This window comes from Psychrobium sp. MM17-31 (assembly GCF_022347785.1).
Taxonomy (GTDB): Bacteria; Pseudomonadota; Gammaproteobacteria; order Enterobacterales; family Psychrobiaceae; genus Psychrobium.
The window spans coordinates 612,152-632,714 of record NZ_JAKRGA010000002.1; the positions used below are offsets into that span (position 1 = coordinate 612,152).

Annotated in this window: 19 protein-coding genes; 1 reads left to right on the forward strand and 18 read right to left on the reverse strand. The window is 37.1% G+C overall.

Translation table 11 applies throughout. The features are described from left to right. Window positions 1-3: 3 nt before the first annotated feature. The 17 genes from MHM98_RS07250 to rfaH all read right to left on the reverse strand — a co-directional run bounded on the left by MHM98_RS07250 (window position 4) and on the right by rfaH (window position 17,704). Window positions 4-1,098 carry an acyltransferase gene (locus MHM98_RS07250; RefSeq protein WP_239438593.1) on the reverse strand — a complete coding sequence of 365 codons (1,095 nt, stop codon included), beginning with the start codon at window positions 1,096-1,098 and terminating at the stop codon, window positions 4-6. Window positions 1,099-1,144: 46 nt separating this feature from the next. Further along, window positions 1,145-2,440, reverse strand: coding sequence for an oligosaccharide flippase family protein (locus tag MHM98_RS07255; protein ID WP_239438594.1), 1,296 nt, complete (start codon window positions 2,438-2,440; stop codon window positions 1,145-1,147). After that, window positions 2,440-3,354: a hypothetical protein gene (locus MHM98_RS07260; protein WP_239438595.1), complete on the reverse strand. Its 915-nt coding sequence runs from the start codon at window positions 3,352-3,354 to the stop codon at window positions 2,440-2,442. The genes MHM98_RS07255 and MHM98_RS07260 overlap by 1 nt, the downstream gene beginning before the upstream one ends. 38 nt (window positions 3,355-3,392) lie before the next feature. After that, the gene (locus tag MHM98_RS07265; RefSeq protein ID WP_239438596.1) at window positions 3,393-4,496 is read right to left on the reverse strand and encodes a DegT/DnrJ/EryC1/StrS family aminotransferase; all 1,104 of its coding nucleotides are present in this window, start codon (window positions 4,494-4,496) and stop codon (window positions 3,393-3,395) included. 9 nt (window positions 4,497-4,505) lie between these two features. Then, on the reverse strand, window positions 4,506-5,243 hold the full coding sequence (locus MHM98_RS07270; RefSeq protein ID WP_239438597.1) for an acyltransferase: 738 nt from the start codon (window positions 5,241-5,243) through the stop codon (window positions 4,506-4,508). Between the two features lie 11 nt (window positions 5,244-5,254). Continuing rightward, window positions 5,255-5,980 (reverse strand): SDR family oxidoreductase, encoded by a 726-nt coding sequence (locus MHM98_RS07275; RefSeq protein WP_239438912.1) that lies wholly within the window; start codon window positions 5,978-5,980, stop codon window positions 5,255-5,257. A 1-nt stretch (window position 5,981) separates the two neighbouring features. Beyond that, window positions 5,982-7,316: a class I adenylate-forming enzyme family protein gene (locus tag MHM98_RS07280; RefSeq protein WP_239438598.1), complete on the reverse strand. Its 1,335-nt coding sequence runs from the start codon at window positions 7,314-7,316 to the stop codon at window positions 5,982-5,984. Next, window positions 7,306-7,554: an acyl carrier protein gene (locus MHM98_RS07285; RefSeq protein ID WP_239438599.1), complete on the reverse strand. Its 249-nt coding sequence runs from the start codon at window positions 7,552-7,554 to the stop codon at window positions 7,306-7,308. Before MHM98_RS07285 ends, MHM98_RS07280 begins: the two co-directional genes overlap by 11 nt. After that, entirely contained in the window at window positions 7,551-7,961 is a 411-nt protein-coding gene (locus MHM98_RS07290) for an FdtA/QdtA family cupin domain-containing protein (RefSeq protein WP_239438600.1), read from the reverse strand. Before MHM98_RS07290 ends, MHM98_RS07285 begins: the two co-directional genes overlap by 4 nt. Beyond that, the gene (gene rfbA / locus MHM98_RS07295) at window positions 7,958-8,830 is read right to left on the reverse strand and encodes a glucose-1-phosphate thymidylyltransferase RfbA (RefSeq protein WP_239438601.1); all 873 of its coding nucleotides are present in this window, start codon (window positions 8,828-8,830) and stop codon (window positions 7,958-7,960) included. The genes MHM98_RS07290 and rfbA overlap by 4 nt, the downstream gene beginning before the upstream one ends. Window positions 8,831-8,834: 4 nt before the next feature. After that, window positions 8,835-9,899, reverse strand: coding sequence for a dTDP-glucose 4,6-dehydratase (rfbB, locus tag MHM98_RS07300; protein WP_239438602.1), 1,065 nt, complete (start codon window positions 9,897-9,899; stop codon window positions 8,835-8,837). Further along, complete coding sequence (locus tag MHM98_RS07305) at window positions 9,896-10,924, reverse strand: NAD-dependent epimerase/dehydratase family protein (RefSeq protein ID WP_239438603.1); 1,029 nt, start codon at window positions 10,922-10,924, stop codon at window positions 9,896-9,898. The genes rfbB and MHM98_RS07305 overlap by 4 nt, the downstream gene beginning before the upstream one ends. A 56-nt stretch (window positions 10,925-10,980) precedes the next feature. Continuing rightward, window positions 10,981-12,267, reverse strand: a complete 1,287-nt coding sequence (tviB, locus tag MHM98_RS07310) for a Vi polysaccharide biosynthesis UDP-N-acetylglucosamine C-6 dehydrogenase TviB (RefSeq protein WP_239438604.1) — start codon at window positions 12,265-12,267, stop codon at window positions 10,981-10,983. A 20-nt stretch (window positions 12,268-12,287) separates the two neighbouring features. After that, on the reverse strand, window positions 12,288-13,334 hold the full coding sequence (gene wecA / locus MHM98_RS07315; RefSeq protein ID WP_239438605.1) for a UDP-N-acetylglucosamine--undecaprenyl-phosphate N-acetylglucosaminephosphotransferase: 1,047 nt from the start codon (window positions 13,332-13,334) through the stop codon (window positions 12,288-12,290). Between the two features lie 54 nt (window positions 13,335-13,388). Then, on the reverse strand, window positions 13,389-14,351 hold the full coding sequence (locus MHM98_RS07320; protein ID WP_239438606.1) for a Wzz/FepE/Etk N-terminal domain-containing protein: 963 nt from the start codon (window positions 14,349-14,351) through the stop codon (window positions 13,389-13,391). Window positions 14,352-14,353: 2 nt separating this feature from the next. After that, complete coding sequence (locus tag MHM98_RS07325) at window positions 14,354-17,005, reverse strand: SLBB domain-containing protein (protein WP_239438607.1); 2,652 nt, start codon at window positions 17,003-17,005, stop codon at window positions 14,354-14,356. A 189-nt stretch (window positions 17,006-17,194) separates the two neighbouring features. Next, entirely contained in the window at window positions 17,195-17,704 is a 510-nt protein-coding gene (rfaH, locus tag MHM98_RS07330; RefSeq protein WP_239438608.1) for a transcription/translation regulatory transformer protein RfaH, read from the reverse strand. A gap of 384 nt (window positions 17,705-18,088) precedes the next feature. Between rfaH and MHM98_RS07335 the strand changes: the two genes are divergently transcribed. After that, window positions 18,089-19,633 carry a peptide MFS transporter gene (locus MHM98_RS07335; RefSeq protein WP_239438609.1) on the forward strand — a complete coding sequence of 515 codons (1,545 nt, stop codon included), beginning with the start codon at window positions 18,089-18,091 and terminating at the stop codon, window positions 19,631-19,633. Window positions 19,634-19,713: 80 nt separating this feature from the next. Here MHM98_RS07335 and MHM98_RS07340 read toward each other — a convergent pair whose 3' ends face one another. Continuing rightward, window positions 19,714-20,514, reverse strand: a complete 801-nt coding sequence (locus MHM98_RS07340) for a VacJ family lipoprotein (RefSeq protein ID WP_239438610.1) — start codon at window positions 20,512-20,514, stop codon at window positions 19,714-19,716. Window positions 20,515-20,563: the final 49 nt, after the last annotated feature.

Below are 20,563 nucleotides of genomic sequence, written 5' to 3' on the forward strand. Positions count from 1 at the left end.
TCCTCAGCTACGGTGCAATGATGATTTACCCTTGCACTGCTTAGTTTCACGCCAAGCAATAAATACCTTCGCTATTTTTACAAATTTTAATTCTATGAATTTCTCCGTGAGTAAGCTCACAAGACATGTAAGAAAAACAACAATAGCCAAAAATAACATTAATGAAATAATTCCATATCCTCTAAAGACATCTAAATAATCAGATTTTACAACATATGTAATGACGAAAAAGTGAAGTAAATACATTGAAAATGATAATTGTCCAATTCTCTGCAACCACTTCTTATTAAGAAGCACTACAGATTCAAAAATAAAAAACAAATGATAAAAAGACCAGGCAGACATTAAAGGAACAAAAGACACGTAAAATAGCGGTTTCAGTTGCCATATAATCAATGTACATAATGTTGTGCAAACAAACAGTATAAAATGGCTAATAATTGGCAATTGATTTTTTCGTTCTTTAATCGCACGATAAAGTATAATTCCGACAATAAAAACAGGTAATTGGTTTAACGGAGACCAGTATCCATATTTCCACAGGCTAGAATAAGATGGCAATTCTAGCTGAAAATAAAGATTTTGCAGTAAACTAACTACAATAAAAAATGCAAAAATTCCCCATAAGTGCATTCTTTTATTATATTTCCTTAATAAGAAAAATAATGCAGGAAATATGAGATAAAAAATAAACTCAACGCCGATTGACCAGCCACCAGGAACAACAGCTCTAAACGCATCGACTGAAAAACCATGCAATAAAGTCACATGTAATAAGTAAAAAGAAAGAGTACTCTCAGCATTAGGAAAATGGTCAAAAACTAAAGGAGAATAAATAAAAACTCCTAAGATATACATAGGTGCAATTCTAAAGTAACGACGAATAAAAAAATTACCGACAGGATAGCGCTCTGCGCTTCGACTTTCCATTGACAGACATAACGTTAAGGCAGAAATAACAAAAAAAAGCTGAACCCCCATTCGACCATAAACAGTAAGGAACGTTGCAGTTTCCTGCAATGCTGGTCCAACATGAGTGGCAATAACCATTAAAATTGCCACTCCTCTAAGAGAATCAATATGTTGATATTTACGCATGCAAAGAGCCTCACAAAAAACAACCAAAAGTAAATAGGAACAGTTATCAACTACTCTTATTTATATATATTTTACCTAATAAAAACCAAACAGTAGCCAATATTAACTGCAATATAAATAATGCGAAAATGACACCATTGAGCCCCCAAACGTAAGCGCATAATGCAACTACTAATAACTGATAAAATGATGAAAAAAGATTAATATTAACAGAGTACATCGGATTAACTGTATTCGAAAATGGACGAGCCCACCACTGCATTGAAGCAAAGACCATAGTGAAAGATATTATTAAAAAATATAAAAAATAGTTTGATACAACATTAAGCGACATAAAGCCTAATAAGGCATCAAAGAAACCACCTGCTAGAACAATATAAGCCATTGAAAATAAAAGCACATACTTACAGACTTTAAGAATCATCATTTGTGATTGCTGCATGTTATTTTCTTCAAAGGACTTAATCATTTTAGGATAAGTGAGCATTGCAAGCGGTTGTACAATTATTGCTATTGGACTTACTAACTTCTTAACAGTTTGATAAACACCTACAGCCTGCGCATCAACAAAATACCCTATAATCAAACTCTCAATATTTTGATTCCCAGCTTTTAAACTACTGGAAGTAAATGTCTTTAAATTAAACCTCCAGTATTCAGCCCAAATTTCTCGATTATAAGTAGTTGCATAGCCTTTATAATAACGCTGAAAATCTGCATAGAATTTCATAGACATAATTAACCACGAAAGCGCATTAGCAAACACTATAGAAATAATTAAAAACTCAAGAGTAGGAGAGAAAAAATATACAAATATACTAATAAATAAAATATTTAAAACCGCAGTCAGAGAACTAAATATATTAATAACAATAAAGTTTTCTTTCGCCTGATAAAAGCCCGTAAGAGTTCCCTTAAGAAAACCAAAAAACACCACAAAAGCATATAAAAAAAGTTCTAATGCATATTTAGCGTCTTTAAGAAAAAAACTAGAAAACCAGCCAGCTACAATATACGACAAAAGCAACAATAAAAAGGCAGTTAGAAGATCTACAAGTAGACCAGTCACAATAACAAACTTAGCACTTTCCCAATTTTCACTTAGTTCTTCTCTTTTTAAAAACCGAGTGACAGCTTCGGAACTGCGTGCAGTGACTACTGATGAAAAAATCCCTATAGTCGCTAATATAATTGAGAATTGTCCAAATATCTCAACCCCATAAAATCGATTAATTAAAAATAGCTGTATGAAGCCAGCTAAAATAGTTATCGCTTGCGTGCCATAACTAGATAGTAAATCGATAGAAAATTTGCTACTAGTTAATTTTTGTATTGAGCTCACTATTTATTCCCAATAAATCTGGTAATCCCAAGTAGGCTTAGTATCTTTAATAGAAACGATTTAAATAATACAAATGGTAATGAAGCAGATTTGAATGGAACCGTACGTACAAGTGAATCTTTAACTATATATTGAGAAATACGCTTAACAAGCTCTTTATTCTCATAACTTTCATTTACTACCACTTTACTTACTTTTTTACTAAATTTATCTACCTCTTTTTGCGCATCAAAGAATACATCCTTTCCCTGCCATTCCTGCATGTATGCTTTAATATACCAATCAAACTTTAACTTAAAATCTTCGAGCGTCTCGATACCAAAAACATCAATGATATAAAATGGAAAATCTCGTTGTAAACCACCTTTCCATCCATAACGAGCACCTTTATACTCCATCACATCTACGTCAATTTTTATATCATCAACAAAGTCAAGATTTGCAATCAATGGCAGTAACGAATTGGGATAACAAACCTTGTCATATAGCTGAAAAGCTTTTGCAAAATACCCAAAAGGCCTGCCTTCAGCTTTAATTCTCTCTAAATAAACTCGCATATTATGACTATTTTCATCATCAATATAACAATTTATTGCTGAGCAAAACAAAAAGTCCATATGCTCATTTTTAGCGACATGGAGCGAGTGATTATATGCATTATATATTTTATAAATACTAAAACACTCTACCCCTGTCTCATCCAGTTCAAAAAGAACATCATCAATGACAACTAATTCGACATTAGGAATGTTTATTTCTAAACCAATGTTTTGTCGCGTGGTACTATATAAATATACTTTATCGAAAGCTTGCGCTTGAATAGCTAAAGCATCTCTCCATATATATTGATATCCATACCGGTCTAAAGCCCCAATTGGAATACATGCAGCAACTTTTACTTCAGAACTACTCACTACTAGATTTCCTTTCATAAAGCACAAATATGCTCAATTTAACCTTCATAAGAATTTATAACCGAGATAATCTTGGATATATCGGATTCTTCCAAATGAGCACCGATTGGCAATGATAAAATAGATCCATGAATAGCTTCAGTAGTAGGAAAATGTAAGTCACTTAAAGATTTGTAAGCTTGTTGCTTATGCGGAGGAATAGGATAATGAATTAGTGTTTGTATTCCATTTTCGTCTAAAAATTTAGCCAAATCATCTCGCTTATCTGACTGAATAACGAACAGGTGCCATACATGCCCCGTCTTGCTAACAACATGAGGCATTGTAAGTGAAGAGTTCGTTATCTCAGCTAAATAACGCTCAGAAATTTTATTGCGCAACTCAATCTCTCTATCTAAATACTTTAACTTAACTCGAAGCATTGCAGCTTGAATTTCATCAAGCCGACTATTTACTCCTTGGTATATATTTTGATATTTTTTCTCACTGCCGTAATTTCCAAGCACTCGAATTGTTCGAGCTAACTCATCGTCATTCGTAGTCACAGCACCAGCATCTCCCAGTGCCCCTAAATTTTTTCCCGGGTAAAAGCTAAAACCACTGGCATGTCCCCAGTTCCCCGCCTTTATGCCATTGACTTCAGCACCGTGTGCTTGTGCAGAATCTTCTAAAACCAATAAGTTGTACTTTTCTGCCACTCTCATAATAGCAGGCATATCACTTAGCTGCCCATATAAGTGTACAGGCAGTATTACTCTCGTTTTATCGGTAATAGCAGCTTCTGTGTTTAAGGGACACAAATTAAAAGTATTAGGCTCAGGCTCTACTAAAACTGGTTTTAAGTTGTTTTCTGTTATTGCTAGAATACTGGCGATATATGTGTTCGCAGGAACTATAACCTCGTCACCGTCTTGAATCCGGCCAAGCTCCCTCCATGCCCGTAAAGTTAGAGTTAAGGCATCTAAACCGTTAGCAACACCTATGCAATACTTGGTACCACACCAAGAAGCAAACTCTTGTTCGAATGCCTGAGTTTCAGTTCCTTGAACATACCAACCAGACTCTATAACGCTAGCACAAGCGTTTTTTAATTCAGATTGGTATTGTTCGTTAATTTTTTTTAAATCCAGAAAGTTAATCATTTTATTTAGTTACTTTTCATTAAACCAAGATTGAATATCACTCTCGCTATAGCCACGATGAAATCTCTCTCGCCACGGGTAAGCTTTGATTTTGGGATTATCGTGCATTCGTAATACCTTTGCATCGCACATGATTTTAGAAGGATTCCCGTTAACAAGTTTTCCTTCTGGAATATCGTCCTTAACAAGCGTTCCTGCAGCAACGACAGCATCTTTTCCTATAGCTACACCTGGTAACACTAATACTTTAGCAGCCAAAACAGCAAAGTCTTCAATCGAAACTCCTAACAATGTATCACTCGGAGGCATGGGATCATTAGTTAGTAACACTTCAGGGAACAGCCAGACATAATTGCCTATCTTAGATTGCTTCCCAATGTGAACGTCTGCATGCATTTTGGTATAATTACCAATTTCACAATCCCCTTGTATATCTCCTCTAGAGCCGATTTGGCAATGTTCTCCAATCAAACTATTCTCTCTAATTGACACATAATGACCGGAATGAAAATTAGCACCAATATCAGACCCAATATAGATAACAGAATGACTACGAATAACTGAATTATCACCTATTTTAAGTGATTGCTTCTTAGCCAGTGCACTTGGTAACCCAATCTCACAATAATTACCGATAGTTGTATTGTCGGATATTACAACGTGATCATGCACAATCGAAAAAGCACCGATAGTAACATTTGAACCTAATGTTGCATTTGGTGAAATAATAGCTGTTGAATGAATCATCAATTGTCTCTCTACGCGGTGCTACCGGCATCTACAGTTAAAGTTGTACCAGTTATTGATTCGGCACTGTCAGATAATAAAAACGTGATTGCCTTTGCAGCATCATCTACTTTAGCTAACTTCCCTAAAGGACTTCTGCGCTTGATACTCGCTAACTTATCGCCTTGTAGTCCCTCTGTCATTGCTGTTTCCATATAACCGGGTGCGATGGTATTCACCGTAATATTGGCCTTACCAACTTCCCTAGACAGGGATTTTGTGAACCCCCCAAGTGCAGATTTAGTCGCTCCATATACACTCAACCCATTAAAGCCAGTAGAACCAATTATCGATCCAACATTAACAATTCTCCCTTTCCTATTAAGTAACATAGAACGAGAAACGTATTTTGTTAAGAGTATTGGCGCTTCAATATTGACTGCTATTAACGATTTGATATCAATTTCATGCATGGTTCCTAAAACACCATCATGCCCTAATGCAGCATTATTCACTAATGCATATGGTCTTCCATGCTCTTTCACAATAATTTTGACCAATGATGATATTTCACTAGTATTATGAAAATCAAAAGCATAGAAGAAAACACTATTTCGATTAGCTTCCATCAAGTCTGAAAATTCGACCGTTATAGAACGGCTTATCCCTACGACAATGTATCCTAACCTGATTAATTCGGCGCTAGTTGCTAGGCCAAGCCCTTTTGTTGCTCCTGTAATAATAACTACTGGCTTCATTCTAATTTCTCGCAATTTTTCCTGACTCATTTGTATTAATCACATCAACATTTTTTATTAATGCAGGTACTTTATATGCCTCTAGGTGTTCCCTACAATGTCTCAATATTTGAGACTTCAACTCTTTGTTATCTAGAGACTTTGCAGTTTCATTGACTACGATTTCAGCGCAAACTAAAGTCCCTAAGACCGCACTCTTCTTACCAAATACTCTAGACAACGAAATATGCTCAAATAAATTTAATACGGCCTCGATTTCTTCTGGTATTACTTTGCTACCACCAACATTGATTGAGCCATTTTTACGGCCACAAAAAATAACTCTATTATCTTTAATTTTAACGACATCACCAGTATCTATATAACCGAGTTCATCAACTTCTAGCTCACCTACTAATAATGTTTTCGAGCCTCTTGCAGTCTTAATCCACAAATTATCTCCCTTAACCTTCAAGCTTAGCGAAAGGTGATTATCATTACTCAAATATGCAATGGGAAAACCTGCTTTGCCATCCTTAACAGAAAAGCCGACACCAGCCTCCGTTGACGCATAAATATGAACAATAGTTGCGTGCTGATATTGTCTTTTGAGTGCATTTAAAATTGTTTGATCAGAGATCTCTCCGCCTAGTGTTATTCTCTTAAGAGGAAGGAGTGAGCAAGCAGGAGACATGAGTAGTTTACGCCAAAACGAAGGAGTACCTGACATTGCATTTACTGAATTAGATGAAAATAATTCAATATACGAATTTGGAGAGTCAATACCATCAGGGATTACTAAACAAGAACCAGAGCTTATACCTTGTAAATACACTTGCAGACCAGCAAATCGATTAATGTCATAACATACCCCCCAAACATATTCTTTTCCTACCTTCAGGTCTGCTTTACATGTCGATAGTAAAGATGCCAACTTATACGATGCTAACTTGGGGCTCCCTGTAGTACCTGAAGTTGCTAACAGCCAACCTTCATGTTCTTTGTGTATAGTTTCTTTATGCTCAATCGAAGTGACGACGATGTTGTCATCAGAGATATCAACTAAGTATTCGATGCTAGCAGCTAAATAAAAATTATCGATAGCCTCTTGTGATAAATTAGCTGGTTGTAAAAATATGGCTGATGCCAGACTATCAACACAAGGAAGGTAAAGTGCCAACGAAGAATTCACATCAGCTCTTATCGCACAACGAGCATTTTCCAAAAAAGAATATAGAGATGAAAACCTATTAATGAGCTCTTTTAACTGCCCATAATTTACGTTTTTTTTATGAGAAACAATAAAACTTCTATCAGACGGAATTAAATCAATAAGTTCAATAAGTTTATGAGGCATTGCAAGACTCATAAATACTTACAAACTCACCAAATGTTCTTGGGTAAACAGGCGTGTCCATAATCTGAAATGGATCTATATCTAATTCTTCTTCCAACAATGCAACTAAAATTGCAAACCCAAGAGAATCTAATCCGGTCTCTAAAAGCACAGCGTCATCATTGATTTCTTCATATTGCATCGGTTTATCAGTTTGCTGCAATGCTTCATTAAATGTTTTTAAAATCACTTCTTTCATTTGTTCTCTCCTGACATAAGTTGCTTAAATACGTCGTAACCTCTAATGTAATCAGATTCATCATACCACGCGTTTGCTAGCACCATTAACACACAATCACCACTAAAGTCATGCATTTCCCGCCATATCATCTTATCGATGAATAGCCCTACACTAGAATCAGACAATTCGACAGTTTCTTGTTGCTTACCATCATCCATCAAAATTTTGCAACTGCCGCTAACACAAACTAATACTTGCTGAAGGTCTTTATGCGCATGAAAACCTCTTGGTTTGTCGCTTTCCATGCCATGCATGTAATATACACGCTTAATGTCAAATGGTATGTTTTTATTGCTTTCAAGCGAAATAAGTTGCCCTCGTTCATCGCCAAGAGATTCAAATTTTATTAATTTTATTAAGCTCACGTATTTTCCTTAGCAAGTTTCTTCAAATAGTCGCCATAACCGTTTTTCTTAAACTTATCGGCGCGATTTAAAAGCTCCTGATGAGAAAGCCAACCTTGACTCCACGCAATCTCCTCTAAGCAAGCTACTTTTAAGCCTTGTCTATGCTCTATAGTTTGAACAAAATGACTCGCCTCTAACAAACTTTCATGAGTCCCAGTATCTAACCAGGCAAATCCACGCCCCAGTAGTTCGACATGTAAATCACCGCGTTCTAAATAAACATTATTAATGCAAGTAATTTCTAATTCACCGCGCTCTGATGGTTTTATAGATTTCGCAATTTCTACTACATCATTGTCGTAGAAATATAGACCTGTAACAGCATAATTTGACTTCGGTTTTTCAGGCTTTTCTTCGATAGAAAGCGCCTTCATGTTGTCATTAAATTCGACAACGCCAAAGCGTTCTGGATCTTTGACTTGATAACCAAAAACAGTTGCACCGTGATTTTTGCTAGCGGCGTTAGTTAACTTTGGAGTAAAGCCCTGTCCATAGAAAATATTATCACCCAATACTAAACAAACACTGTCATTACCGATAAATTCTTCTCCGATAATAAAAGCCTGCGCTAAACCATCTGGTGAAGGTTGAATAGCATACGAGACATTGATCCCAAATTGCTTACCATCCGCCAGAAGGCGTTGGTAACCACTAATATCCTCAGGTGTCGAAATAATTAATACATCACGAATACCGGCTAACATAAGCACAGATAACGGATAAAATATCATTGGCTTATCATAAATTGGTAAAAGCTGCTTCGAAACTCCTTGAGTTATAGGATGTAGACGCGTACCTGAACCGCCTGCTAAAATAATTCCCTTCATCAATCTACCCTTTTATACCTAAACGCTCTCTCGTATACGAGCCATCTAATACTCTTTTCCACCAACTTTCATTAGACAGGTACCACTGGACAGTTTTTCGAATACCACTATCAAAAGTTTCCATAGGAGACCATCCTAAATCACGCTCTATTTTTGCAGCATCGATTGCATAACGAACGTCATGACCAGGACGATCTGCGACAAAACAAATTAAATCTTCGTATTTTTCCACGTTATTAGGCTTGTTCGGCACTAACTTTTCCATTATTGAGCAAATAGCTCTAACAACATCAATATTCGCCTTTTCATTATGACCGCCAATATTATAGGTTTCGCCAACCTTTCCTTTAGTTGCAACTAAATACAGCGCTTGCGCATGGTCATCAACATATAACCAGTCTCTAATTTGCTGACCATCACCGTATACTGGTAATGCTTTCCCTTCTAACGCATTTAATATTATCAATGGAATTAGTTTTTCTGGAAAATGAAACGGTCCATAATTATTGGAGCAATTGGTGACCACCACCGGCAAACCGTAAGTTCTGCCCCATGCTCTTACAAGATGGTCGCTAGATGCTTTTGATGCAGAATATGGACTACTTGGAGAATAACTAGTATTCTCGGTAAATAAGTCATCTGTACCCTCTAAATCACCATATACTTCATCTGTTGAGATATGATGAAATCTGAATTTTTTTTTGTTTTCTTGAGATAGTGAAAGCCAATACTTCCTTGCCGTTTCTAGGAGTGTATATGTCCCAATTATATTAGTTTGAATAAACTCTGACGGCCCATCAATTGAGCGGTCAACATGGCTTTCTGCGGCTAAATGCATTACGACATCAGGCCTATATAAAGAGAATATCCTTTCTAACTCTTCTCCGTGACAAATATCTACTTGTTCAAAATAATATCTCGGAGATGACGATACATTAATTAAAGATTCTAAATTACCTGCATAGGTCAATTTATCTACATTAACTACTGAATCATTCGTATGCTCAATTATATGTCTAATTACTGCAGAACCAATAAAGCCCGCACCACCTGTTATTAATATTTTCATTTTTTTGCCAAAAAATTAACATACCATGGCATCGATTTTTCGATCCCGCTCGCGACATTAAACTCCGGTAAATAACCAAGTAATTCAGATGCCCTAGATATATCAGCCTGAGAATGTCGAACATCTCCAGCCCTAAAGTCTCTATATATTGGCTCTCTATCAACTTTAGTACCTATAACGTTTAACGTATCCTTGAGGAGCTGGAATAGTTCATTCAACGACGTCCTATCACCAACAGCCACATTATATATTTTATCTTTTGCTTCATCTTTCGCAGTAGCAGCAAGAATATTCATTTGGACAGTATTCTCAATGAAACAGAAATCTCTACTTGTATTACCATCACCATTAATAAAGATTTCGTCATCATTAAGTAGTGATGCGGTCCACTTTGGAATTACTGCTGCATATGAGCCATCAGGGTCTTGCCTCTTACCAAATACATTAAAGTAGCGTAAACCTATTGATTTAAAACCGTATACTCGAGCGAATACGTTCGCATATAATTCATTAACATATTTAGTAACAGCATATGGCGACAATGGGTTTCCTATATTATCTTCCATTTTAGGTAGTACAGGGTGATCACCATAAGTAGAACTACTAGCGGCATATGTAAAACTCTTCACCTTTAACTCTTTCGATGCCTGTAACATATTTAGAAAGCCAGTTATGTTAGATTCATTGGAAGATATTGGGTCTGCTACAGAACGAGGGACAGAACCGAGTGCAGCCTGATGCAATACATAATCGACTCCCCTAAGTGCCTCTAAACAATTGTCATATTCTCTGATATCACCTTCAATAAAAGTAAATCTCTCCCACTGTTCATCAGAAACTAATTCTCTTACTTCACTTAAATTATGCCTATATCCCGTAGAAAAATTATCTAAACCGATGACTTCTTGATTTAATTTAAGCAGTTCTTCTAGTAAATTAGAGCCAATAAAGCCTGCTACACCAGTAATTAGCCAAACTTTAGGTTTCGCTATAAGCTGTTGCTTTACATGTTTATATTTTGACATATGTATATACTAACAATTTCTTACAAATAGACTTTTTTAAAAATATACAGCTATATTTATAAACGCATATCTACACTTTCACTTGGGAATAAATACTTCAAATCATAAATGACGCTATTCTTTTTACTCAGGCTTCGAATATACTCAACTCCGAGTTCTTTAAATGTATTATGTGCAACAGCTACAATAACCGCATCATAGTGATTTGTTGATAAATCAGACTTAAGCGTCAGACCGTATTCTGTTTTAGCTTCTTCACTCGAGCACCAAGGATCTGTTACATCAACATTGATATTGTATTCCTTCAATTCTGATATAATATCAACAACTTTCGTGTTTCTTAAATCAGGACAATTTTCCTTAAATGTTAGTCCCATAATCAATACGTTAGCACCTTCAATGTGAATCCTTTTCTTCAACATTTCTTTGACTAGTTGCGATACTACATATGCTCCCATTCCATCATTAAGTCTTCGACCCGCAAGAATCATCTCAGGATGATACCCTACCGTCTGCGCTTTGTGCGTTAAATAATATGGGTCTACACCTATACAGTGCCCCCCTACAAGGCCAGGTCGAAACGGTAAAAAATTCCACTTAGTACCAGCAGCTTCTAGCACTTCTAACGTATCAACGTCTAATTTATTAAAAATAATGGAAAGTTCATTAATCAAAGCTATATTTACATCGCGTTGAGTATTTTCAATTACCTTAGCAGCTTCAGCAACTTTTATTGAACTAGCCTTATGAGTTCCAGCGTGAATTATAGAATTATATAATTCATCGATCACTGTTGCGATAGTTTGCGTAGAACCTGACGTTACTTTCTTAATATTCGTTAAAGTATTTACTTTATCACCTGGATTAATTCGCTCTGGTGAATACCCAGCAAAAAAATCTACATTAAACTTCAGCCCGGAAATCCGTTCTATAATAGGAATACATACTTCTTCAGTCGCACCTGGGTAAACTGTTGACTCAAAAATAACAATATCGCCTACAGAAAGAACCTGAGCTACAGTAGCTGATGCAGATTCTAAAGGCGTAAGATCTGGAGTCTTATTATTATCGATAGGAGTAGGTACTGTTACAATATAAATATTTGAATCTGAAATTTCATTTAATTCTGAAGTGAATTCAAGCCTTTTTACCTTTTTTAGCTCGTCTGAGCTGATCTCTAAAGTACTATCTTTTCCATCTTTTAGCTCACTGATTCGTCCTTTATTAATATCAAAGCCAATAGTTTGATATTTTTTACCAAACTCAACAGCAAGAGGTAGACCTACATAACCCAAGCCCAAAATACAAATTTTCTGGTTTTCTAACAATAACTTACTTTCCATCTTTAAACCTTGTAATAAATTTATCTATATCTCTTTAAAAATCTTAATAATCGCCATATGTGATTTATTGCATAAACGTAAATAAAGAATACGAAACCAAAAAGGGCCAACATTATCCACTCTGGCATAGCGATTGAATCAAGAAAAATACCTATAATTGACAGTGCTAGTGCAATACCACTAATGAAAAATAGTGTCTGGCGTGCTGAAAAGCCTGCGCGCATAAAAATATGATGCAAATGATCTCTATCAGGTTTAAATGCTGATTGTCCTTTACGTATTCGTCTCACCATTATGGCAGCCATATCCATCAAAGGCACAGCGATTAGCCACAAGGCTGTCACGGGCTTAAAAGCTTGCACTTCTGACTGACTGCCAACTGTTAATAACCAAACAACAGTTAAGCCAATCAGCATGCTTCCAGCATCCCCCATAAAAACTTTTTTAAATTTCGAGCTTGGCCACTCAAGATTAAACATTAAATATGCACTAATAGCAGATATAAATAATACTGGCAGTAAAAACCATTCATTTTGAACTCTACTAAGCAAAAAAGCTAATGCAAGAAATGTAATCAAAGACAGCATCCCAACTAAGCCATCGATCCCGTCCATCATATTAAAAGCGTTAATCGCTGCAACTACTGCAACAACGGTAAAAGCAATGCCGATGGCGCCAAGATTTATGTCCGAATATCCAAATAGGTTCCCTAAGTTTTCAAGGTATAAATCGGCTCCAAAAATCATTAGACTAGCAACAATTACTTGTGCAATAATTCTTGGTTTTACAGGCAAATCATAGAAGTCATCTAAAGCTCCTATGAATACTATTAGTGCCGCTGCAATTAGGTATATATTCAATTCCAAACTTATTGGTAAAAAAACTATAGCTCCTATTAAAACACCTACATAAACAGCGATTCCTCCCACTAACGGCACTGAACCTACATGCAACTTTCTCGTATTAGGGTTATCAACTAAGCCTAGTTTAACTGCTATCGGTTTCCCAAAACCTATACAAATGAAAGAAGTCAGAAATGTAAAAATAAGTAATAAGATAAGTTGCATAATCAACCTTACTAAACCTGCTTTAAGTTAAACGAACTAAGCATCTGCGAATAGTTATTTTTTCTTTCTAACATAACGAATAAGTACAATCATTACAGACAGCATTCCACCTAAAAACGTTCCTGCAATACAAATAATGGCACGTTTAGGACCACTCTTTAATTCTGGAACTAAAGCGGGATCTATAGTTTTAAAAGCAAATTGTTCTCTGATTTCAGCAAACATAATAGTCTTAGTTTGCTCTTCAATAATTTGATAGAGTACATTTTTAATTTCTTTCAAATTAGTTTGTTTCAATTGGAGCTTTAAATAACTAATACTTTTCTCTGATTCACTCAAAGCTCTATTTTTCATCTCAAGATTTATCGAGTAAAGCAACTCATCAACCCACTCTTTGGCTAAATAAGGAGAATAATGTTTAACAGATAAGTGTATCAATGAACTTTTTTCATCTAGTGAAATATCAACTAAGGCCCTAAAAGCAATATATGCCTCTTGTGCACTAGGCTTACCCTTGCCATTTCTCAACCACTTTCCAGTCTTTGTATTATACGCATCTGAGTCGTAAATTAACTTATTTAATTGTGGGTCCCAACCTTTAGTAGCCATTAGAGGTATCAAGAGATCATTTTGCTCTATAAATCTAGTAATAAAGATACGGGATTTTATGATCTCAATTGCCAAATTTGTTTTATCAATACCTCCTGCGCCGCCAAGGTTAACACCAGCTAGACTAGCTAACCCTCCAAATTGTGAAGCAAGTCCTCCTAAACTATTCTGTTCTTCAGTTGCTGGAACCAACAACGCTTCAGACTTATATACATTTGGTAGGGACAGCGCGTAAATTACGGAAGAAATGGCAAAGATAAAAGTTATGGTACAAACTAACCATTTCTCTGACCAAATGACCTGCCATAAGGCAATCAAATCGACCTCATTTTCTCTCTTTTCTGATTGACTAGTTTGCATAGCTAACCATTGTTGATAGAGTTCATTTCCTTTATCACCATAATTCATAGTTATAACCCTTGAACTGCTCTGACAGCTACTGCAACATTATAAATAATGCTGGTGACTTGAGACCATAATTCTAGATTGTCTTTATACTCTGTATCCAAAGGAACAACGATAGTATCACCTGGCTTAATTTGTGCCTTAGCACTAAACCATAAATTACTCTCAGGTATCACTACAGAACCATTTGCACGAATAATATATGCACGAGAATCATCAGCACGTTTTTTAATGCCACCAGCCTTTGTTATATACTCATGAAAAGAAATACCATCCTCAAAGAAGTGAGTAGAAGCGTGTTGAACTTCTCCCACGACGGTGACAGTTTGCTTTTGAGATGGAACATGTAACATATCTCCATCTTCGACCAATAAATCATTGTGCTTACTATTATTTTCCTTTGACAATGATACAACCATTCGACCAACAGCTTGAAGACTTTCTAGTTCTTTTAACATTAAAGATGCTTCTGAAAATGCAACGCTATTATCGCCACTCAAACCTTTAGCCGCAATGTCTAACCTAAGCTGGTCAGCAAATTTAATAATTTGTGTTAATTCCTGTTCCTTTACAGATTCTCGTGTAAACACTGCACCTTCAAGAAAAGCCTGTTCAGTATACCCGCCAGCACGCTTTATCACGCTATCAAGCGTTTCCCCTTCGCGTACTGAATAAGTACCAGGAAACTTAACCTCTCCTTTTAAGGTAACGGTCATATTTTCCTGCCACGCCGGGATTTTTAGTATGGTTAGATGGTCTCGACTTTCAACTAGCAAATTATCCAACTCAATACCATTGAGTGCATTATTTAGTGCAATACTTTGATGATGAACACTAGCCCCCTCATCAGCATCAATGTGAAACTTGGTTAATTCAGCTTGTTTAATAAATGCACTTTCTTTGATACCACCTGCTGCAGCAACCAGATCACTAACTCGAGCGTTTTTTGAAACCGGATACTCGCCTGGGAAGCGAACTTCTCCTGAGATACTTGCGACATTTGTTACACCATTAACTAAATCTTGCGATTTCAGCTGGTCTATTATCGGTCTTAATAAGGTTTGCCTAGTAAATTCACTGCTACGTTTAATGAGTGATTTATCTTTATAGAGTTTAGAAAGGTCTTCTTTCTCTGAAAGCTCTTCTAGTTCATCTTCATCAACTTCGTATATTTCAGCGTTAATTTCATTAAAGCTTTCTCGATTATTTGAAGTGACATTGCGTTTTTTATTTCGTTTCTCTGTAACCAAAGCTTCTGCAATAGTTCCTGTTTGACTGAAAATAATCAGCGTATCGCGAGGTTTTAAATACAAATTATCTGACGAGTTTTTGTCTTCAAAAATTTTTGCAAGGCTAAATTGTCTCGTTTCAATATCTGCCTGCAAATTTACCTCTCGGGTTAATAGCGCATATTTTAAATCCACAACGCCCTTTAAATCACTCCATTGGGATGAAATCAAATCGCTGATTCGCATACCAGAACGCCATTGATAAAAACCTGGGCGACTCACAGAGCCAGCAACTAACACTTGATTCTTAATTTTGTTAGTCGTTGATTGAACAGTTAAAATATCACCATCTCGAATTTTTGTTTTCTGTTGCAACTTATTAGTTAGGTCTATATTTAATAACGTTGGCAAAAACTGCTCTGAATAACGTTCAATTACACTTGCTTTGGGGTAAGCGTTTGCTTTAAGGCCAGCTGCAAGCATGATTAAATCTTTAGCAGTTTCGTTGCCTTTCAGCTCATAAATAGCAGGGCGTCTTACATCGCCTTTCACAGTGGCAGTATTACCAACAGGGGGAATGAATATAACGTCGCCAGATTGCAACCTCACGTCATCCTTCGCATCGCCCTTCATTAGCAAGTCATATAAATCGAATGTAACAATTTTCTTGCCAGCTCTCTTTAATTGAATATTACGTAAAGATGCTATGTCACTAACCCCACCTGAAACGAAAAGCGCTTGTGTAATGGTAGACAATGAACTCACTGTGTAAGATCCTGGCTTGTATGCTTCGCCAGTAATAATAATACGAATCGAACGGAGCTCACCTAAACTGATGTTTGCCTTTACGCCCGTAAATTGCTCTTCAATCTTTTGACCTAATTGTTCCTGCAGACTTTCAAATGACAAGCCATTTACACTAACAGGTCCAGAATTTGGCAAGTCGAGCATACCGGAACGTGAAACGGTTAATGAATAAGTTTGATTTTCTTTACCATAGATCTGAACGTTTACCACATCGCCTGGGCCCATTAAATATTCTGCTGGAACAGGGATGTCACTGACAGGTGCAAAAGTTGAAGGCTCGCCTTCAAAAATGTCATAGCCATACTTCTTAATAACAAGCGAGGAGTTTACCTTGACTTCTTTGACAGTTTTATTTTCTTGGAAAGGCTCTATTCGAGGCTGAACAACCGATGGGTTCTCTAATACTGTTGGTGGTATTGAAACATTAGAATTAAGCATTCCCGGAGAAATACCATACTGCTTCATTAATCTCTGCTGCTCAGCTTTAGGGAGCTTTTGAAACTGTGCAATCATTGCAGGAGAAGGAGTAACAGCATCGACATTGCTTGAATATGATGCAAGTGCAACACTACAAAATGCAGCGATTAATAGACTTTTAAGATGAACTACAGTGTTTTTCAAAACAAACTGTCTCCAAATAGTAAGAATCAAAAGAAAAAGAGAGTATCAAACTACAAATCGTTTGTAGAGAGTAAAACGATATTTTCTACCGTTTAGGTACGCTACCGCCCTAAGGTCGTAGCTCCTCATTCGCCAGAATTGAAAAAACTAATCGCGGTAATCGTCTTACGAACGAATGCAGTAGTTTACTTATTTCAATCTAAAATTTTTGTTTTCAATTGTTAATTCAGCCTGTTGCTCAATTAACTTAATAAGTAGTACTGAGCGCTCTAGCCCATCACTAACTTTAAATATTGCTTCAAGGCCTTGATATACGCCGTAATTAATCACAACACTATCGCCAGCTTTTGGCATCGCAGAGATATCCACACCAGTGCTATTCACAGCGACTTTCTCGCGCAGACGCTGGATAATATCATCACTAATTTGTGTATAAACTTTGCCGAAACGCACAAACGAAGACACGCCACGCGTTGAACGAACGGCATTAAAATTTGCTGTATCAGGATCTAAACTAACAAAGAGGTAATTTGGAAAGAGGGGTTCATGCTTGACGCTTTTGACACCTTTTCTGATCTTTTCAACGTTTTTAACAGGATAAAAAGACTCAATTCCCTGGTTTTGCAGATGTTGGACAGCGCGTTCTTCTTCGCGCGGTTTACAATATAGTAAATACCAACGATTATTTCCTTGTAGCATGATAAAAATGGCCTATGCTAAATTCGGCGGCAATTCTATCACCATCCTCAAACCAACTACAACGCGAATCTGTTAAATAATCGTTAATTTACGCCAAGTGTTGTTTATATCAACTTTTGGCGAATAAAACGGTCATAAATCCATCACTTTAGTTATTTCCATTTATTACAAATGGGGCAATTCTTCGCGAAACAATTCATCTTCGACGAAAGTTTGCTATAGTGTCGCGCAGGCTACGCTGGCCTCCGCTTAAAAATGCAATAAAAGCCAGCATGCGTATATTACAACAACAGCCTCATAATAAATTTAAGTAATTGATCAACTTGGCATTTGCTAATAGTCAATCGAGACAGGTTAATTACTTACTCTTAAATAGGAAACTTTATGAACAATCCAACTTCATTTGGTGCGAGTACTGACGTATTTGGCCATCCGCGTGGTTTGCCTACGCTATTCTTCACAGAGATGTGGGAGCGCATGAGTTACTACGGTATGCGTGCACTTCTTGTACTCTTCATGACGACAGCAATGCAAGACGGTGGCTTAGGGATTACCGCTGCTAACGCTGCAGCTATCTATGGTTTATATACAGGTGCAGTATACTTTATGGGCCTTTCAGGTGGCTGGGTTGCCGACCGTTTGATTGGTAGCCAGAAAGCGATTTGGTACGGTGCTATCATTATTATGTGTGGCCACATCGTGCTTGCGGTGCCAACAGATGAAAGCTTCTTTGTAGGTTTAGTTCTAGTTGTTTTGGGTACTGGTTTGTTAAAACCAAATATCTCTGCATTAGTAGGCTTATTATACAAAGCAGGCGATCCACGCCGCGATGCAGGTTATTCAATTTACTACATGGGCATTAACCTAGGCTCCGTGATCGGTAACCTTGTGTGTGGTTACTTAGCCGTATCTATGGGGTATCACTGGGCATTCGGCGCCGCTGCAGTAGGCATGGCTTTAGGTCTTCTATACTTCCGCACTAAGCTAGACAGCTTAGAAGGCCACGGTAGCGAAGCATCTGAGCCAATGACTCAATCTGCTGAAAAGAAAAGCTGGGGCGTTATCGCATTTATCATGGCAGGTATTGCAACTGTAACAGTTCTAGGTATTGCCGGCGTGATAACTTTTGATCCAGTAACTATTGCTGGTTACACAGCTGTTATCTTTACAATTATTTTCTTCCTTTACTTCGGTTACATATTTTTCTTAGGTCAATTAGATGAAACTGAGAAAAAAGGGATGCTTGCGTTATTCTTGATCTGTGTTGCTTCAACACTGTTCTGGTCAGGATTTGAGCAAGCTGGTTCTTCAATGAACTTATTTGCTCAAGATCACACCAACCGAATGATTGGTAGCTTTGAAATTCCAACAGCTTGGTTCCAAGGTCTAAACTCTGTTTACATCATCGTATTATCACCGTTTATTGCAGCGCTTTGGATCAATTTAGGTAAGAAAGTTTACAATCCAACTTCTGGCATTAAGTGTGCAATTGGTCTGCTAATTATGGCATCTGGTTTCTTGGTGATGTTCTCAGCAGCGACTTATGCAGCTCAAGGCATGAAGGTAGCACCGTACTGGTTAGTAGTTACCTATTTCCTACACAGTGTTGGTGAATTATGTCTAAGTCCTATCGCTTTAAGTGCGGTAAGTAAACTTTCGCCGAAGCGTTTCGCTGGTCAAATGATGGGCGTATTCGTACTAACCTACTCTATCGGTAACATCGTTGCTGGTTTATTGGCAACTGGCTACGATCCTAAGAACGTAAGTACGCTACCTGGTCTTTACTACGACATCGCAACAATTAGCTTAATTGCCGGTGCTGTTATTTTAGTATTAATGATTTTTGTAACTCAGAAATGGGAAAAAGCAGTTGAGACTGCAACAAACGATCAAAGTGAGCAAGAAGCTAAAGCAGCAACAGCTAGCTAACTTCTGAAACTCTCCAAAATAAAAGCCCCGTCAACATTGTTGGCGGGGCTTTTTAAATTTACAGTATTACAATGAGCTAATTAATCATCTAAATCGTCATCAAAATCTTCGTCTAACTCTTCTTCGACTGGCTTTGGTACTTCGCCATCATAAATATCGTGCAAGCGACTCTGGAAATAAGCCTCTTTTACAAATGCATACTGGTCAAGCGATGAATTTAACACGCCTTCTTGCTCTATTAGCTGAGCGCGAACGTGAATTCCTTTAACTAATGTTAAGCCAAGGCTCTGCATCGTCGACATATCAGCTAGTGGAAAGTACAAATTATCCACTTGATCGCCAATTTCATTTCGCAATGTCGTTGGACCTAAGCCCGGTAGCATTAAGTATGGGCCAGCGTCGACACCATATACCGCCAATACTTCACCAAACTCATCTTCTTTCTTTGCTAAACCAATTTTTTCAGCAACATCGAATAGCCCGAACACCCCTGCGGTAGAATTTACTAAAAACCGCGCAAAAGCATTACCACTGTCTTCAACATTGCCTTGCAACGCGTTATTTACCATAGTAGATGGCTCTTCGAAGTTATTGGCAAAATTATAAATGCTCGTTTGCGCAGGCACTGGAATGTAATCGCGATAAGCAATTGCCACAGGCCTTGCGATATATTTATCTAGATAGTTTTGATTAAAATCCCACATCGCGCGGTTAAACCCTTCCCAAGGATCAGAGCGCTCCGCATCAATCAACGTCACCGCTTCTTTTTCCTGCTCCGATGCTTCCTCGGCATTTACTGACGAAACAGTAAATAACGAAGCACAAAGAGCTCCCACAATGGATAAGTGCCACCGTTTAAGCGGGCTGCGTTTTTTTTCCATCAATTATTCCTCAAAAACTATTCTTTAAAACTTAATCGCTCAAGTATAC

Excerpts from the sequence above, each read along its gene's own strand:
- MHM98_RS07280 (WP_239438598.1), bottom strand. The coding sequence starts at position 7,316 with ATGCCTCATAAACTTATTGAACTTATTGATTTAATTCCGTCTGATAGA.
- rfbA (WP_239438601.1), bottom strand. The coding sequence starts at position 8,830 with ATGAAGGGAATTATTTTAGCAGGCGGTTCAGGTACGCGTCTACATCCT.
- rfbB (WP_239438602.1), bottom strand. The coding sequence starts at position 9,899 with ATGAAAATATTAATAACAGGTGGTGCGGGCTTTATTGGTTCTGCAGTA.
- MHM98_RS07335 (WP_239438609.1), top strand. The coding sequence starts at position 18,089 with ATGAACAATCCAACTTCATTTGGTGCGAGTACTGACGTATTTGGCCAT.
- MHM98_RS07340 (WP_239438610.1), bottom strand. The coding sequence starts at position 20,514 with ATGGAAAAAAAACGCAGCCCGCTTAAACGGTGGCACTTATCCATTGTG.
- rfaH (WP_239438608.1), bottom strand. The coding sequence starts at position 17,704 with ATGCTACAAGGAAATAATCGTTGGTATTTACTATATTGTAAACCGCGC.
- MHM98_RS07305 (WP_239438603.1), bottom strand. The coding sequence starts at position 10,924 with ATGTCAAAATATAAACATGTAAAGCAACAGCTTATAGCGAAACCTAAA.
- MHM98_RS07275 (WP_239438912.1), bottom strand. The coding sequence starts at position 5,980 with ATGAAGCCAGTAGTTATTATTACAGGAGCAACAAAAGGGCTTGGCCTA.
- MHM98_RS07270 (WP_239438597.1), bottom strand. The coding sequence starts at position 5,243 with ATGATTCATTCAACAGCTATTATTTCACCAAATGCAACATTAGGTTCA.
- tviB (WP_239438604.1), bottom strand. The coding sequence starts at position 12,267 with ATGGAAAGTAAGTTATTGTTAGAAAACCAGAAAATTTGTATTTTGGGC.
- MHM98_RS07265 (WP_239438596.1), bottom strand. The coding sequence starts at position 4,496 with ATGATTAACTTTCTGGATTTAAAAAAAATTAACGAACAATACCAATCT.
- MHM98_RS07285 (WP_239438599.1), bottom strand. The coding sequence starts at position 7,554 with ATGAAAGAAGTGATTTTAAAAACATTTAATGAAGCATTGCAGCAAACT.
- MHM98_RS07250 (WP_239438593.1), bottom strand. The coding sequence starts at position 1,098 with ATGCGTAAATATCAACATATTGATTCTCTTAGAGGAGTGGCAATTTTA.
- wecA (WP_239438605.1), bottom strand. The coding sequence starts at position 13,334 with ATGCAACTTATCTTATTACTTATTTTTACATTTCTGACTTCTTTCATT.
- MHM98_RS07320 (WP_239438606.1), bottom strand. The coding sequence starts at position 14,351 with ATGAATTATGGTGATAAAGGAAATGAACTCTATCAACAATGGTTAGCT.